Below are 16,447 nucleotides of genomic sequence, written 5' to 3' on the forward strand. Positions count from 1 at the left end.
ACGCCAAAAGAGGCATATGCACGAAAAGTTCCGGTGAGTTCTGGCCGCAGACATCACGCGCCCCAGTGCCGCGCGGTCGCTATCTAAGATTCATATTGATCCAGATTGGTCCTGGACATCTTCTCGCCTCCCGCCGGAACCCAGCCTCCCGCTTCCGGTTAGAGGTCTGTCTGCTGCGACAATCGCAGCCTATCATGCGCGTCAGGGAGAATTGATATGGCCGTTTCGGGTCCCAAAAGTGATGCTGCTCTGGAAAATGGTCTTGCCGATCACCAGCCCGGAGCTGGAAGTCCCGATTATGAGACGATGGTCGGAGAAGGCGGAGAGACGCAGCAGAGGTTGCAGGATGAGCGCTCCGGTGATGCCCTGACAGACAATTTCGGGCATCGGATCGCAGACAATCAGAATAGTCTGAAGGCCGGCGCCCGCGGTCCCACGCTGCTGGAAGATTTCGTACTGCGCGAGAAAATCTTCCATTTTGACCATGAACGCATCCCTGAACGGATCGTCCATGCACGCGGCTCTGGCGCCCATGGGATTTTCGAGTGCACCAAGGCCATTCCCGATGTGACCAAAGCGAGCATTTTCCAGAAGAAGGGTGCGAGCTGCCCTGTGTTCGTTCGTTTCTCCACTGTGGCCGGTGGCGCGGGTTCCGTTGATACACCGCGCGATGTGCGCGGCTTTGCTGTGAAATTCTACACGGAAGCCGGCAACTGGGACCTGGTCGGCAACAACATCCCGGTATTCTTCATTCAGGATGCGATGAAATTTCCTGACCTGATCCATTCGGTGAAAATGGAAGCGGATCGGGGCTATCCCCAGGCTGCGAGCGCCCATGACACCTTCTGGGATTTTGTATCGCTCATGCCCGAGAGCATGCACATGATCATGTGGGCCATGTCCGATCGGGCCATTCCTCGCTCGCTGCGGATGATGGAAGGATTTGGCGTCCACAGCTTCCGCTTCATCAACCAAGACGGCGACGGCAAGTTCGTGAAGTTCCACTGGAAACCGGTTCTGGGCGTTGCGTCCCAGGTCTGGGACGAGGCTGTCAAGACGGCAGGCGCCGACCCCGATTTTCATCGCCGCGATCTGTACGAAGCCATTGCCAGCGGTGATTATCCCGCCTGGGACCTGGGCGTGCAGATTTTCGATGAGGCTTGGGCGGCAGAACAGCCCTATGATGTGCTGGATGCAACCAAGCTGATCCCGGAAGAGGATATTCCTGTCGAGATCATCGGGCGCCTCACGCTCAATCGCAATGTCGACAATTTCTTTGCCGAGACAGAGCAGGTGGCCTTCCTGCCCAGCAACGTCATTCCAGGCATCGACTTCACGAATGACCCCCTGCTGCAGGGGCGGCTTTTCTCTTATCTCGATACGCAAAAGTCGCGTTTGGGAACGACCAACTTCCATCAGATCCCGATCAATGCGCCCAAATGCCCCTTCCACAATATGCAGCGCGACGGGTTGATGCAGACGCTGGTCCCCAAGGGGCGCGCCAATTACGAGCCGAACAGCCTGAACGAGGCTGGCGAGGATAGTGGTCCACGCGTTGCGCCCGAAACCGGCTTCACATCCTTTAGCGATAATGGAGAACGCAACGATCCCACTGACAAGATGCGGATACGTGCCGAAACATTTGCCGATCATTATAGTCAGGCGCGGATGTTCTATCTGTCGCAGACCGAGAATGAACAGGCGCACATCGCATCGGCCATTGTCTTCGAGTTGTCGAAGGTGGTGATGCCTCATGTGCGGCTTCGGGTTCTCTCGCGTCTGCGCAACATTGACGAGGATCTGGCGCAACGAGTCGCCGACGGGCTGTCGATCGCTCTGCCTGAAAAGGCGCCAGCAGCCCGAGACCTTGTGGAGATGCCCATCTCCGACGCTCTTTCTATCCAGAAGAATGCCAAGGATGGCTTCGCCGGCCGCAAGGTCGGAATTCTGTTTGCCGAAGGCTCCGACAAGGCGATGGTGGAGAAGCTCAAGACGGGCGTGGAGAAAGCAGGCGGCAGCGTCTTTCTGGTTGCGCCCAAAATTGGTCCCCTCAAGGTCAAGGGCGGAACGCTCGAAGCGGACGGCAAGCTCGATGGCTCGCCCTCCGTGCTGTTCGATGCGATTGCCTCCGTGCTGATGCCGCAAAGCGCGGAAATATTGTCGAAGCAAGGCGCTGCGGTCCAATGGTTCATGGACGCCTATGGCCATTGCAAGACCATCGCCCATTGCCCCGGCACGCAGATCATCCTCGACAAGGCGGGGGTGGAAAAGGACGACGGCGTCATTCCAAACGAGATGCTGCTGGACAAGGGCCCCAAGCGGCACTGGGCGCGAGAGCCGAAAATCCGCGATCTCGCCTGAGATCAGCTGCTAAGTCCGCATGCGCGCCATTAGTGCGCATGCGGACAATTCTGTGCTGAGCTGTCCGGGACGACAGATTCATTTCGTTGGCACATCCAAAGCAGCTGGCGCCGACATGAGGTCGGTGCGCGGCGCCAACATCTTAGCAGTCCTGAGGAACGTGTCAGGACGAGGAGGACCAGATGATTCAGCCCGAAGACGAAGCATGGATGCGCGAGGCTATCGCGATTGCGCGTTCAAAAGGGTCTGATCCTTCAACCTCCCCTCTGGGCTGCGTGATCGTGCTGGATGGGAGGATGATAGCCGGCGAACGCAATCAGACTCAGGAGTTACCCGACGCGACAGCCCATGCAGAAATGATGGCGATCAGGCGCGGTTGCGAGAATAGCGGTGACATGGAGCTGCGCGGCGCAACGCTTTATTCGACGCTTCAGCCATGTGGAATGTGCACGATGGCATCGATCTGGGCAAAGGTCGGAAGGGTCGTTTACGGCGCTGGAAGGCATGATGTTCATCAGATGTATTTCGAGGCAAGGCATGTCGACACGCTGGATTTCGTAGCAGAAGCCTATCGCGATGATATCTCGATAGAGGGGGGATGCCTGCGCGCGGAATGCGCTGAACTTTACTACCCGCCTGACGCAGATCTTTCGGAGGAGGAACAGGCCAACCTATAACATCATCATTTTCTGCCCAGATGGCGGCATGGCTCAATCGGGTCGGCTTGTTTCGACGATAAGCCAAGGGTATCGCGGAGCCGATGAAAGGGCCGGGCGTTGTGCGTGCGGATCAACTTATGGAGTTCTGATGCGCGCAATCCTCCCAGAGCAGCTGGCAAGCTATTTTGACAGCTCGCCTGTGGCTTTGTCGCTCGGCCGCGCAGAGGGCGATCATGAGCTGCTGTTGACGAATGAGGGCTTCAGGAACCTGACCGGCTATGCGACGAGCGAGATCGTCGGCCGCAATTGCAGGTTCTTGCAGGGACGCAGCCGGAATGAAGAGGCCCGCGCGCAGATACGGTCGTTCCTCCAGGACGATGGGCAGGCGAACGTGCGGACGTCCATCGTCAATTTCCGGAAGGACGGGCGCCCCTTCGTCAATCTTCTCTACATGACGAAACTTCGCGCTCAGTCGGGCCAGGTGCGCTATATTTTTGCGTCTCAATTCGATGTCAGTCGCACCCAGCCGGATCGACTGGCGGATTATGATCTCGACCTTGAGCGTACGCTTGACCGATTGAGTCCGGTCCTGGCGGAAAGCGGGATCGTGGTTGAAGGTTCGCTGATGACAATCGCGAATACGGTGGCCACCATAGCACAGGCCAAGCTCATATTGTCGGATCTGGACAATGGCGATTTCCTTTGAGCGGTGAGACGGCTAACCCCAGCCGGTTGCCGATCGTGGGCATCGGCGCTTCGGCGGGCGGGCTTGAGGCCCTGCGCGAAATGCTGGCGTCAGCCCGTGGCCAGACCGGCATGTCCTTCGTCATCGTTCAGCATCTTGATCCCAATCATGAGAGCATGCTGGCGCAATTGCTGGACCGCCACACGACCCTGGAAGTTCTCCAGTGCGAGGGTGGTGAGCAGATAGAGGCGGACAAGGTTTACATCATCCCTCCCGGTCGCGGCCTGGTCATACGCGAGGGCATGTTGGAACTGACCGACTTCGCGCAGCCCCGCGGTCTTCGCAGACCGATAGATGATTTCTTCATCTCCCTCGCGTCGGACAAGCAGGCGGATGCCGCCTGCGTCATACTTTCAGGTACCGGCGCTGACGGGACCATGGGCTTGCGTGCCGTGAAGGAAAATGGCGGGCTGTGTGTCGTGCAGGATCCTGAAACGGCAAAATATGATGGCATGCCGCTGTCTGCTGTGGGAACCGGACTGGTCGATTTCGTCAAACGTCCAAGCGAGATAATTCAATGTCTGGAAGGATTTTTCCAGCACCGTGCCACGGCCGAAACACCCGAACGGGAAGCTGCTCTGGTCGCCGATCATGTCGATGATCTGTGCAAGACACTGCGAACTGCGGTGGGCCATGATTTTTCGGGTTACAAGCGCACGACCCTTATCAGGAGGGTCGAACGGCGCATGCATGTGCTGGGGATCACGTCGGGCCACAGCTATCTTTCGCGGATAAAAAGCGACAGGGACGAATGTGAAGCGCTGTTTCGTGATCTCCTGATCAACGTCACCCGATTTTTCCGGGACGCAGATCTGTTCGAGCGTCTGAGGATCACGGTTATCGAGCCGCTGGTCGATCAGGCCGATGGCGAGGAAATCAGGGTATGGGTTCCAGGCTGCTCCTCTGGCGAGGAAGCCTACAGCGTTGCGATGCTCTTCGCCGAAGCTGCTCGCAAACGAAATATTCTGCCGGCATCCGTGCAGATCTTCGCTACGGATATTGATGAGCAGATGCTGCAGATTGCGCGCGAAGGAGTATATCCTGCGTCTGCGCTTGCAGATATTCCGCTGGCGCTGCGCGAGCAATATGCGATCCCTCACGCAGAAAGGTTCACGATCGTTCCCCAATTGCGGGACATGATCCGCTTCTCCAGTCATAGCCTGGTCAAGGATCCGCCCTTCTCGCGCATCGATCTGGTCTCCTGTCGCAATCTTCTCATCTATTTCGATGATCGGCTGCAGCAAACGGTCATGCCGATCCTGCATTATGCTGTTCGGCCAAATGGATATCTGTTTCTTGGACCGTCCGAAAGCGTCGGGAGATTCGAGCATCTCTTCCCGGCGATCGATCAGCAGGCGCGCCTTTTCCAACGCGCGCCTGGGCCACCCAATTATCCGATCGATCTGCCGGGTGGCGGCAGGCTCCGCGATCAACCCGCGACAGGTTCCGGCAACAGGCCGTCGGGTCGGTCGGCAAGCGATGAGACCATAGCGGTTCGTCGCCTCGTCGAGCGCTATACGCCCGCTAGTCTCGTGCTAGATCAGGATGGCGCCATCATCTCTGCCTATGGTCGGCTCGGCCGCTATTTTGATTTTCCGGTCACACGGACGGGAGGCTCGAGCGCGATTGGTCTCGCCCGCGCTGGGCTTCGCAACGTTCTTGGGCCGCTACTGCGCGAAGCGCGCGACAGTCGAAAGCGGGTCGTTGCGCGTGATGTGCAGGTCATGTCCGAATATGGCATGCAGCAGATCGATGTCATCTGCGATCCACTGACCGATGGCACGCTGCTTTTCGTTTTCCGCGACACGGCGCCTTTCCGCCCAGCGCTTGATCAGGATGTCGGCGAACTGGACGCAAGCGATGATCATCTCGATGCGTTGGAGGACGAGCTTCGTGTCACGCGGCACCGCCTGCGTACCGCTGTCGAAGAATTGGAGACGGCGAATGAGGAACTGAAAAGCTCCAACGAAGAAATGATGTCGATGAATGAGGAGCTTCAGTCCACCAACGAGGAGCTCACGACCGTAAATGATGAGCTGAAGTCAAAAGTTGACCAGCTGACTGTTGCAAATTCCGACCTTCGAAATTTCTTCGAGTCGACCGATCTGGCAGTGATTGTGCTCGATGGAAAACTTCAGATCAGAAGCTACACCGAAGCTGCGACGGCCCTTTTTCCGCTTCAGCCCAGCGACCGCGGACGACCATTGGAGGATGTCACGTCACGCCTTGCAGGGACGCTCTATCTTGATGATGCACGGTCCGTGTCAGAGGGGCATCCTGTGATCCAGAGGCGTGTCACGACCCGCGATGGCGCGAGAACCCTTTCGCTTCGAACATTGCCTTACAGAACCCAGAGCGGATCGACGGACGGCGCGACGCTCGTCCTGACGGACATTACTGACGCATTGTCTCTCGAGCGCGATCTTGCGGCCGAACGTGAGCGCCTTGGGATGGCCATTCGGGCAGGTGGCGTTGCAACATGGGAATATAATGTCGACACGGGCGAGGCGATCATCGATGACCATGGGCGTTCCATCCTGGGAATAGCGCCCGACATCGCTTCGACCGATGGTGAGCGGCGCCTGGCGCGACTGCATCCCGACGACCGTGAAGCTTTCGATGCAGCATTGGCGGAAGTTGTCGCGCAAGGGGGCGATTTCGAAGCGAGCTATCGCGTCGTCGAGAACGGCCAAACGCGTCGCATCAAGAGTTTCGGCAGGATCGTGAGCGATGGCTCAGTCCGTCATCTGGTCGGCGTCTCTATCGATGTAACGTCGGAATATATGCTCGCCGAGACGCGTGAACTGATGTTGCGCGAAATGAATCATCGCGTGAAGAATCTTTTCGCGATCGTGGGCGGAATGGTCTCCGCTGGGGCGCGGATTCATGATGATGTGCGTGCCTACGCCGCCGATCTGAGGGAGCGTATTGCAGCCTTGGGACGTGCGCATTCCCTTGCTTCGCCAACGGGGGAAGTACAGGCCATCAATCTGGAAGAGTTGGTTCGGACAACCATCGAACCCTATCGGGATCATGCAGCAATCTCGATCAGTGGACCTGAAATCCTCATCGCGCGTTCCTGCCTCTCGTCCCTGGCGTTGATGCTGCATGAATGGGCGACCAATTCGGTCAAATATGGGGCTCTGGGGGCCTCCGATGGGAGATTGAACATCGTTTGGAAACTTGACCATGATCTCCAGTTGACGTGGAGCGAAACGCGCCGGGACGCACTGAGCGAGGATGGCGACGTTGGGAGCGGATTTGGCACCCTGCTGGTCCAGACATCATCCCGACAATTGGGCGGGCATGTGGAAAGAGATATTAGCGACGACATGTTCACGATAAGCCTTACCCTGCCGGACAAGGTTCTGGCCGATGCCTAAGACGATCATGCTGGTTGAAGACGAGCTCCTGGTTGCCTTCGATGTACAGGACATCATTGAAGCTCAGGGCTTTTCGGTCGACGGCCCCTACATCTCTGTTAAGGATGCTGTCGCGGCGGTCACTGCGCAACTGCCGTCCTGCGCTGTGCTCGACGTGCGTTTGCAGGATGGCGAGGTCTTTCCGGCGGCTGATTTGCTCGAAAAAGCGGGCGTTCCAATCATATTCCATTCCGGGCATGCCGACGCCTCGGATCTCAAGCGGCGCTATTCCAAGGCTGCGGTGTGCGAGAAGCCCTGTTCGCCCGCGGCCCTGAGAGATACGATACTCGAGCTGCTCGCCGAATGAGCCCAATTTTTGCGTAGCGCTCCGCCACCATTTCCTCGCAGCACCTGACCACGCGCCTCAGGCCGTCGCAAGATGTCCCTGAAGGCGGAGATTTTCAGGCGTCGTCGGGGATGGTCGGATTGTTCGTTCCTGGCGCGCCGGGCATCAAGGCTCCGTCAGCATTCCGATCCTCCTCAGGTCCCGACCGTTCGCCCAGGGCGCGGTCGTCGGGCTGCGCCTCCTGACCGTGGATCGGCTGGTTTTTGGACTGCTCCTCCTGCGTGCGCCGCGCATCATTCGCGTGGTGACCATTGCCTTGCATAGTCGTGGCCTGCGGCTGCGCGGCTGCCGCGATAGCCAGGATGAATATCCACATGATGCTTCCTCTCACTTCTCCATAGTCGCTCTAATCTCCCGTGGAGCGACGTGGTTCCGGATTTTCTCCTCTTGCAGCCCCCAAACGGGAATCATGAGCAAGCGGCACACGCTTTCTATGGCTCGAATTTGTGCAGCCGTCGCGAAGCGCCCCGCGCAAAATCGGCAAGCAATTCGGCCTCTGCAACTCCTGTCCCATGCGCTCGTTTAGCGGCAGCGACTTATGTTGGAACGGGAGCTTTCATGGCCGGACGCACGCTGCTTCAGTTTTTCCACTGGTACTATCCTGATGGAGGCCAGCTCTGGGACGAGGTCGCTCAAAAAGCGGAGGATCTCAAGGAGTTGGGTGTGACGGACGTCTGGCTACCTCCGGCCTATAAAGGGGCTGCAGGCGGCTATTCCGTAGGCTATGACAGCTATGATCTTTTTGACCTGGGCGAATTCGATCAAAAAGGATCCATAGCCACCAAATATGGTGATCGCGCCGCGCTGGAACGGGCGGCGCATGCGCTGCACGACGTTGGCCTTGGCGTCATTCATGACGTTGTCTTCAATCATAAAATGGGCGCGGACGAGATGGAAACGGTCCATGTTCGCAGGGCCAATCCCGATAATCGGGACGAAGTGGAAGACCAAGCATTCCAGGCTCGCGCCTGGACCCGCTACGTTTTCCCTGGACGCCAGGGGCGCTATTCAGAGTTTGTCTGGGATGCCAGATGCTTCACCGGCGTCGACCATATTGAAGAACCGGATGAAGATGGCGTGTTCCGGCTCGTCAATGAATATGGTGATGGGGAATGGAATATCGAGGTCGACGACGAAAAGGGCAATTTTGACTATCTGATGGGATCAGACGTCGAGTTTCGGAACCGGGCGGTCTATGAAGAGCTCAAATATTGGGGCAGATGGCTGGCTGATCAACTGCCTTGTGACGGATTCCGTCTCGATGCAGCCAAGCATATCCCTGCATGGTTTTTCCGCGATTGGGTAGGGCACATGCGCGAAAGCGTCGGCGACGCGCTGTTTGTCGTCGCCGAATATTGGCATCCCGACATGACGGTCCTGCAAGCATATCTGGACATGGTCGATCGACAACTCATGCTTTTCGATGTCGGCCTTCTCCATCGTTTTCACGATGCGGCACGAGCCGGCGGCGATTTTGACCTGCGAACGATCTTCGATGGTTCGCTGCTGCATGCCGCCCCGGATCATGCGGTAACGATCGTCGGCAATCACGACACCCAACCGCTCCAGGCTCTTGAAGCACCCGTGGAGGATTGGTTCAAACCCCTGGCCTATGCCTTGATCCTGATCCTCGAACAGGGCACCCCATGCATCTTCTATCCCGATCTTTTCGGCGCACGATATGCCGATCAAGGTGGCGATGGGCACGCGCATGAGATCGTCATCGAGCCGGTGGCATGTCTGCCTCAGTTGCTCAGAGCACGGCAACTCTATGCCCATGGACCGCAAAGCGATCTGTTTGATGATCCACATTGTGTCGGTGTCATACGCCATGGCACCCAGGATCAGCCAGGATGTGTCCTGCTTGTGTCGAATGGCGAAGAGGCGAGCAAATCGGTCCAGCTCGGACCGGAGCATGCAGGGGCATCTTTCCATGATTTTCTGGGCCATCATGCTGAAGAGATAATCGCTGATGAAAACGGAAGCATCATCCTTAAGGTGCCCGGCGGCTCGATCAGTCTTTGGGTTCGCACATAACGCAATTTCCGTAATTTGCCTTCTTGGCCTTCGGCTCTTCTGGCAGCCTATTTCTTTCAATACAGGACAAGGTGCATCTCGAACGAACCGAGAGGCTGGCGGCGCCGGTTCAGGATCGGCGCGATGGCGGTCAGCGTAACTCTGGCGAGTCGTCGCAGACGGATAAGCGCGTTCTGCATCGCCCGGCCAAGTGAATGCAGCCCTTCAGGCAACGAGACGGGTCATGGCCTCACCCGGCTCTCCAGCCGGCTGTCGATCTTCAATGGCATCGATGACAGAAAACAGGTTTGTCACATTCTCATCGGCTTCGAATTCCGATCGGGACTGGGCTAATTGGCCATCGTTGATCAAAGCTTCGAGCGCCGTGCGAGCACGAGCAACGCGGCTTTTGACAGTACCGATCGCAGTGCCCATGATGGTCGCGGCTTCCTCGTAGGAAAAGCCACCCGCCCCGATCAATATAAGTGCCTCACGCTGAGGAACGGGGATCTGCGCGAGAGCGCGCACGACATCGGATAGCTCGACAATCTTCAACTGTTCCGCGGGCGCGGCAAGTAGTCTGTCTGCGACAAGATCGTCCCACGCCCCGACAAATTTGCTGCGCCGGCTGAGGCTGAAATAGTGATTGCGAAGGATAGTGAACGTCCATGCACGAAAATTGGTGCCGGTTATGAACCGCCCCCGCGCGCTCCAAGATTTCAGCATGGTTTCCTGGACCAGGTCGTCGGCAAGATCGCGATCACCACACAGACTGCGGGCAAAAGCTCTGAGTTGCGGCAGGACCAGCGTGAGTTCCCGCTTGAATGCTGTGTCAGTCAGCTTGTGCGGAGTCTCGGCGATTTGCGTTGCCGTCATACAGGCCCTTCGTGACGATGATGTAGCGCTGTGTCTGATAACGGGGTGGTTGACGATCTGTTCCGCTGGGGTCGGCGGGGCGAAGACCTGTCCGCCTCTGCGCCAGCCGCCTGTCGGCCATGGCAAGCCGGTGCGAGGCGCATGTTTACGGGGCGATCGGATCCTGCAGGGCCTCTGGCCGTTACCCCCTCATCTAACCCAGTCAGAAAAACTATTTCCAAAGGAGTCGCCATGTCGCTCAGCGACCGCACGATCGCCCTTCTCATCGCTCCGCGCGGTACGGAAGAAGTCGAATTTCTGGAGCCGATGAACGCCTTAAAGAGGGCGGGTGCGCGCGTTCAAGTGATCGGCCTTCAATCTGGCCAGGCACGCACCAATGTTCATGATCTTGATCCCGGTGGCGAATATGCCGTCGACATGACCTTCTATGAAGCAGATCCTGCATCTTTCGATGGCCTGGTCATTCCCGGTGGCAGTGTGGGTGCTGACAAATTGCGTGCCAGCCCCGAAGCGATATCCTTTGTCGAGGCAATCTTCGATGCGGGTAAGCCGATCGGGGCTATTTGTCATGCGCCCTGGCTTCTGATCGAAGCCAAGATAGCCCCCGGTCATTCGCTTACCTCTTATCCTTCGATCAGGACGGACATCGAAAATGCCGGCGGTCATTGGGTGGATGAGGAAGTCGTGATCGACGGTCAGTGTATCACCAGTCGCAGTCCTGATGATCTGCCGGCATTTTGTGCTGCGCTCGTCGACGCATTTGCAAACGCGTCATCGCGTTGAACTTTTTCTGGAACGGGCGGCGAACGCCGGCCGCCAATTTTGCAACAGGGTGAGGGTCAATGATTTTTCGTAAAAAGGCCATACAGGGTCGGGCATTTGGCCAGTCTCGTGATGAGGCGATGCAGGACGCGGTGAAGATCGGAATTGCGGAAACCGCAGCGCGTGCCGCTGTCACTGCGACAGTCACATTCGCGGTGGGTTGGCTCCTCAAGCGGACCTTCGAAAAAACGGTGGCGCAAAATGCGCAATCTGCCTGCAGGACAAAACCATCCATGGCGACCAATAGCCCTGCGGTGAGCTACAAACATACGCGAAAGCGGGCTGATATGGTTAGTCCGGACGCCTCCTGAAGAAAGACGCGCTGGAGTTTTCGAATGACCAAGGCTGAGCGATCTTTAGGCAAGGGTGCGACTGCCTGCGTGCAGCTTGACCAGAAAATTTCGAGTGAGCGCATTTCTTCGGATACAAAGCGGACATTGAGAAGTTATCGTTCGGTAAGTCATTGACTTGCGGCCCCCCTAGCCCTGCATCGAAAGATGCAGGGTTTTTAGTATCTGGCTTTCGTTGCGGCTCCCGCGTGATGCACCCGTGACCTTTTGACCGTGGCGACCGCGATCCAGTTCGCTCGGATCTCGGCCGGATTATCTGTGCGAAGCGTGAGTGATCCTTTGCACTCGACCCTTGTCGGGTGATGTGCGAATGCATTGATCATCCATTTTGCAATGCTGGACATGATGATGGTGTTTGCCGACTTTCTGCGAGGTCGAAGGCGTGACCTCCTGAGTGCCCAGGATCTCGAAGCGCTTGAAGCTGCGGTAGCTGACGTGCGAAACCTGCCTCCTCGCAAGACCTTCATCTCTCGCGATCAAAATATCACCATGAGCACCTATCTCATCGACGGCGTCATGTGCCGGTACATGGATGACCGGCAGGGAGAAAGACAGCTTGTTGCAGTGCATGTGGCCGGCGATTTCGTCGACCTTCATGGCTACCCGCTTGGTCATCTTGATCATGACCTCGCGACCTTGACCGCCTGTCGGGTAGCGTTGGTGCCCCATGTTGCGCTCGATCATCTTGTTGCGACGCGCCCGGCGCTTACGAAATTGCTCTGGTTCAGCACGCTCCTTGATGCTGCCATGCATCGCGAATGGATATTTCGCCTCGGGCGCCTCGATGCGATTGCGAGAGTCAGCCATTTCTTCTGCGAAACCGAGGCAAAATTGCGCGCGATCGGGCGAAGTGATGGATCGCATTTCATCCTTCCGATGACGCAGGCCGATCTTGGGGAGGCATGCGGAATTACATCCGTTCATATGAACCGGATGCTGCGGGAACTCAAAGATCGCAACCTCTTGGCGATGCATCGTCATGATGTTGAAATTCGCGATCGAAAAGGCCTGGCGCGGTTGGGCGAATTTGATCCCGCTTACCTTTTCCTCGACGACCAGAATTGACGGAACCGCCCTTGTCAGCCTGTCGTTGTCCGGGCTTGGAGAAGGAGCGAAAATATGCCAACCCCGGGTATCCATGAAGAAGCTGGCATCGCCTCAGCCCACGCCGGATTGATCATGCTGGATGGTCCCAACGGCATCGCCATAACGCTGACAGCCAGTGCAGCGGAGGGGACGGGTCTTTCCCTGTTGCGTGCCGCAGAACAGGCGCGTGAACAGTTGGAAAAAGGACAAACCGAAGATTTTGCGGAAGACTGAAGATAAAATCGTATTGATTTAGATCAATATGTCAGATCATTTCGGGTTTGCTCATTATTTTTATTGTTTCCGCAATGCAACTTTAGCCATTCATGCGGCTTTACTTTGCGGCTCGTGCGCTGGGGGAGGAACGAGGCCTATCTCCGTTAGAGGATAGCCGCATGAAGATCGCTCAAATCGCTCCCCTGGCTGAAAGTGTACCGCCCAAGCTTTACGGGGGTACCGAACGGATCGTCTCCTATCTCACCGAAGCTTTGGTGCATCAGGGGCACGAAGTGACCCTGTTCGCCAGCGGCGATTCACAGACTTCGGCCGAGCTTGTTCCGATCACGCCGGCGGCGCTGCGACTGACCCCGGGAATCGTCGACACGATCCCCTATCATATGATGATGCTTGATGCGGTGCGGCAACGGGCGGACGAGTTTGATGCGCTCCATTTCCATATCGATCTTCTGCATCTGCCGATGATCCAGGATTTCATCGGGCGCACCGTGACGACACTACATGGTCGGCTGGACCTTCCTGATCTGCCGCCATTCTATCGCTGCTTTGGCGATCACTGCCTGGTTTCGATCTCTGATCATCAACGGCAACCCATGCCCCCGGTCAATTGGGGCGCGACCATCTACCATGGTCTCCCGGCCGATCTGCTCACCCCCAGCCTTGGTGAAAATGAAGGTTATCTCGCCTTTCTCGGGCGTATTTCGCCTGAAAAAAGACCGGACCGCGCTATCCGCATCGCAGCCCGAGCCGGCATGGAATTGCGAATTGCGGCAAAAATCGACGCGGTCGACCGCGCCTATTGGGAGGAAGAGATCGCGCCTCTCGTCAAACTATATCCCAATATTCGCTTCATCGGCGAGATCAACGAGCGAGAGAAAGCTGATTTCCTCGGTGGTGCGAGCGCCTTGCTGTTTCCGATCGACTGGCCTGAGCCTTTCGGACTGGTGATGATCGAAGCCATGGCTTGCGGAACGCCGGTGATCGCCTTCCGCTGTGGATCGGTTCCGGAGGTCATCGAGGATGGGCGCTCGGGTTTCATCGTCGACAGCGAAGACGAGGCTGTCGAAGCGGTGAAACAAATTCGTCACCTCGAGCGCAAAATGGTGCGCGGCGTATTCGACGCACGGTTCACGGCTGACAGGATGGCTGCCGATTATGCCGCATTATATCATAGACTGCCTGGTGCGCGCACCGACGCAGCCTGGCTGCGTCGCCGGCGTGGCGAAGAATCGGAATTGCAGATCGTCGCATAGGAGCCGCCATGTCGCAGACCCAATCGCAGCCAGGGGTGTCGGGCATTGCAGGGGGACAGGCGCTGTCGCAGGCGCAAACCCAGTTCTTCATTCCTGCGACCGCCTCGTTGCATGAACGTCGCCCACGCACACTCAAGCATGGAGACAGCTTTGCTGTCTTTGATCACAGCGGCGACGCCATATCCGGGCCTGGTAGTCCCGAGGGTTTCTACCATCGCGATACGCGCCATCTTTCGCACCTGTACCTCACGGTCAATGGCATGCGCCCGATCCTGCTGAGTTCGGCGCTGCGGGACGACAATGCAATGTTGACCTGTGATCTGGCCAACCCGGACTTCATTGGAGAGGATGGGCGCGTAGAGGTGGAGCATGATCTGATCCATCTGCGTCGCAGCCGCTTTCTGTGGGACGGCGCGATCTATGAACGCATCATTGTCCGCAATTTCGACATTGCAGAGCGTCGGGTGTCGGTAGGCCTGTCCTTCGCTTCCGATTTTGCGGATCTGTTCGAGATACGTGGCATGACCAGATTGCGACGCGGCACCATGCACGAGCCGCAGGTCGGAGACGCCGATGTCCTGCTAGGCTATCGAGGACGCGATGACCTTGAACGCTCGACACATCTCCATTTTGATCCCGCACCCGCGCAACTAACGGCGGAGCAGGCGCTATTTGAAGTCACTGTTGGCCCCGGCAGTCGATCCACATTATTCGCACGTATCTCCTGCGAACATAAGAATGAGGTCGATCAACCCCTTCCCAAGCTCTTTCTAAAATCCCTGCGCGAGGCCATGCGTGCGCTTCAGCATGCGCGACGCCGCGCTGCTTCGATGCAATCGTCCAATGACCTGTTCAATGCCGTTTCGCGGCGTTCGGTTTCCGACATCTCGATGCTCTCCACCGATACAGAATTTGGGCCTTATCCCTATGCCGGCATTCCTTGGTTCAGCACCGTTTTCGGTAGGGATGCCCTGATCACTGCCCTTCAGACGATCTGGATGGACCCGGCCATCAGCCGAGGCGTGCTTGGATATCTCGCTGCGCATCAGGCGACGGATTTCGACCCGACAGCTGATGCCGAGCCAGGTAAGATTCTGCACGAAGTACGTCACGGCGAAATGGCCGAGCTGGGAGAGGTCCCTTTCCGTCATTATTATGGCAGCATCGATTCCACGCCGCTTTTCGTCATGCTGGCCGGCGCCTATTTGGAGCGCACCGGGGACCTTGAATATCTCGCTGGCTTGTTACCCAATATCGAGGCTGGATTGCGATGGATCGACACTCATGGCGATCGCGATGGTGATGGCTTCGTTGAATATGGACGCCTGACGGATCAGGGCCTGCAGAACCAAGGCTGGAAGGACAGCCATGATTCCATCTTCCATGTCGATGGCAGTATCGCCAGAGGCCCGATCGCTCTGGCTGAAGTTCAAGCCTATGTTTATGGCGCGTGGCAGGCGGCAAGCCTCATCTATCGTGCGATGGGCGATCTGGATCGCTCGGAAACCTATCTTGCCCGGGCTGTCGATCTCCAGCAGCGTTTCGACGCGTCTTTCTTCGACGCGGAACTGGGAACATATGTGCTCGCGCTCGATGGGCAAAAGCAGCCCTGCCGGGTTCGTTCCTCCAACGCAGGCCATGTCCTCTACACAGGCCTGGCACGACCAGAGCGCGCGCCCATAGTGGTGGCAACCTTGATGGCGCCCGCCTCATTTTCCGGCTGGGGCGTCAGGACGATCGCGTCGACCGAAAAACGCTACAATCCCATGAGCTATCATAATGGCTCAATCTGGCCGCACGACAATGCGCTGATTGCCGCAGGCTTTTCGCGATATGGGTTTCAGCGTCAGGCGGCGCAGATATTCGAAGGACTCTTTGCCGCTGCAACCTATGTTGATCTCATGCGGCTGCCTGAACTGTTCTGCGGTTTCCCGCGACGACGCTCCCAAGGCCCGACCTTTTATCCGGTCGCTTGCAGCCCCCAGGCATGGTCGGCGGCGGCCCCGCTATCTCTGATCCAGGCCAGTCTTGGACTGGCATTTGATGTCTCGTCCAACGAAATCCTTTTCCGCCAACCCACCTTGCCGACATTTATCGACCGGCTTTTCATCAAGGCGTTGCCATTGGGCCTGGCTGAGGCGGATATCATGCTTGAGCGTCTGGGAGATACGGTGGTCGTCAAACCGCAGCATCGGGACAGTCAGGTGAGGATTGTCAGTATAGCGTGATGAGCCAGTCCAAGGAGCGCACACAGCTGAGCCGGATGGCATCAGC

At 57.4% G+C, this 16,447-nt stretch carries 14 protein-coding genes; 12 read left to right on the top strand and 2 right to left on the bottom strand.

What is annotated here, in order from left to right; all coding sequences use genetic code 11:
• The first annotated feature begins 216 nt into the window (after positions 1-216).
• The 5 genes from U0025_RS21305 (at position 217) to U0025_RS21325 (ending at position 7,494) form a co-directional block, all read left to right on the top strand.
• Positions 217-2,361: a catalase gene (locus tag U0025_RS21305; protein WP_004209575.1), complete on the top strand. Its 2,145-nt coding sequence runs from the start codon at positions 217-219 to the stop codon at positions 2,359-2,361.
• Between the two features lie 182 nt (positions 2,362-2,543).
• Positions 2,544-3,038, top strand: a complete 495-nt coding sequence (locus U0025_RS21310; protein ID WP_004209576.1) for a nucleoside deaminase — start codon at positions 2,544-2,546, stop codon at positions 3,036-3,038.
• Positions 3,039-3,168: 130 nt separating this feature from the next.
• Positions 3,169-3,726, top strand: coding sequence for a PAS domain-containing protein (locus U0025_RS21315; RefSeq protein ID WP_004209577.1), 558 nt, complete (start codon positions 3,169-3,171; stop codon positions 3,724-3,726).
• Positions 3,723-7,148: a chemotaxis protein CheB gene (locus tag U0025_RS21320; protein WP_004209580.1), complete on the top strand. Its 3,426-nt coding sequence runs from the start codon at positions 3,723-3,725 to the stop codon at positions 7,146-7,148. The genes U0025_RS21315 and U0025_RS21320 overlap by 4 nt, the downstream gene beginning before the upstream one ends.
• Positions 7,141-7,494 (top strand): response regulator, encoded by a 354-nt coding sequence (locus U0025_RS21325; RefSeq protein ID WP_004209581.1) that lies wholly within the window; start codon positions 7,141-7,143, stop codon positions 7,492-7,494. The genes U0025_RS21320 and U0025_RS21325 overlap by 8 nt, the downstream gene beginning before the upstream one ends.
• Positions 7,495-7,588: 94 nt before the next feature.
• Here U0025_RS21325 and U0025_RS21330 read toward each other — a convergent pair whose 3' ends face one another.
• Entirely contained in the window at positions 7,589-7,849 is a 261-nt protein-coding gene (locus U0025_RS21330; protein ID WP_004209582.1) for a hypothetical protein, read from the bottom strand.
• A 242-nt stretch (positions 7,850-8,091) separates the two neighbouring features.
• Here U0025_RS21330 and amyA point away from each other — a divergent pair, with 242 nt between their 5' ends.
• Entirely contained in the window at positions 8,092-9,570 is a 1,479-nt protein-coding gene (gene amyA / locus U0025_RS21335; RefSeq protein ID WP_004209583.1) for an alpha-amylase, read from the top strand.
• 204 nt (positions 9,571-9,774) lie between these two features.
• Here amyA and U0025_RS21340 read toward each other — a convergent pair whose 3' ends face one another.
• Complete coding sequence (locus U0025_RS21340) at positions 9,775-10,425, bottom strand: sigma-70 family RNA polymerase sigma factor (protein WP_004209584.1); 651 nt, start codon at positions 10,423-10,425, stop codon at positions 9,775-9,777.
• A gap of 231 nt (positions 10,426-10,656) precedes the next feature.
• On the opposite strand from U0025_RS21340, the gene U0025_RS21345 reads away from it, so the two are divergent.
• The 6 genes from U0025_RS21345 to U0025_RS21370 all read left to right on the top strand — a co-directional run bounded on the left by U0025_RS21345 (position 10,657) and on the right by U0025_RS21370 (position 16,401).
• Positions 10,657-11,208 carry a type 1 glutamine amidotransferase domain-containing protein gene (locus U0025_RS21345; protein WP_004209585.1) on the top strand — a complete coding sequence of 184 codons (552 nt, stop codon included), beginning with the start codon at positions 10,657-10,659 and terminating at the stop codon, positions 11,206-11,208.
• Between the two features lie 59 nt (positions 11,209-11,267).
• Positions 11,268-11,558 (top strand): hypothetical protein, encoded by a 291-nt coding sequence (locus tag U0025_RS21350; RefSeq protein ID WP_037490782.1) that lies wholly within the window; start codon positions 11,268-11,270, stop codon positions 11,556-11,558.
• Between the two features lie 387 nt (positions 11,559-11,945).
• A complete protein-coding gene (locus U0025_RS21355) occupies positions 11,946-12,662 on the top strand; it encodes a Crp/Fnr family transcriptional regulator (protein ID WP_004209586.1) in 717 nt (238 codons plus the stop codon).
• Between the two features lie 54 nt (positions 12,663-12,716).
• Positions 12,717-12,917: a hypothetical protein gene (locus tag U0025_RS21360; protein ID WP_004209587.1), complete on the top strand. Its 201-nt coding sequence runs from the start codon at positions 12,717-12,719 to the stop codon at positions 12,915-12,917.
• Between the two features lie 161 nt (positions 12,918-13,078).
• Positions 13,079-14,173, top strand: coding sequence for a glycosyltransferase family 4 protein (locus U0025_RS21365; RefSeq protein WP_004209588.1), 1,095 nt, complete (start codon positions 13,079-13,081; stop codon positions 14,171-14,173).
• Positions 14,174-14,181: 8 nt separating this feature from the next.
• A complete protein-coding gene (locus tag U0025_RS21370) occupies positions 14,182-16,401 on the top strand; it encodes an amylo-alpha-1,6-glucosidase (RefSeq protein WP_004209589.1) in 2,220 nt (739 codons plus the stop codon).
• Positions 16,402-16,447: the final 46 nt, after the last annotated feature.

This window comes from Sphingobium yanoikuyae (genome assembly GCF_034424525.1).
GTDB classification, from domain to species: Bacteria; Pseudomonadota; Alphaproteobacteria; order Sphingomonadales; family Sphingomonadaceae; genus Sphingobium; species Sphingobium yanoikuyae.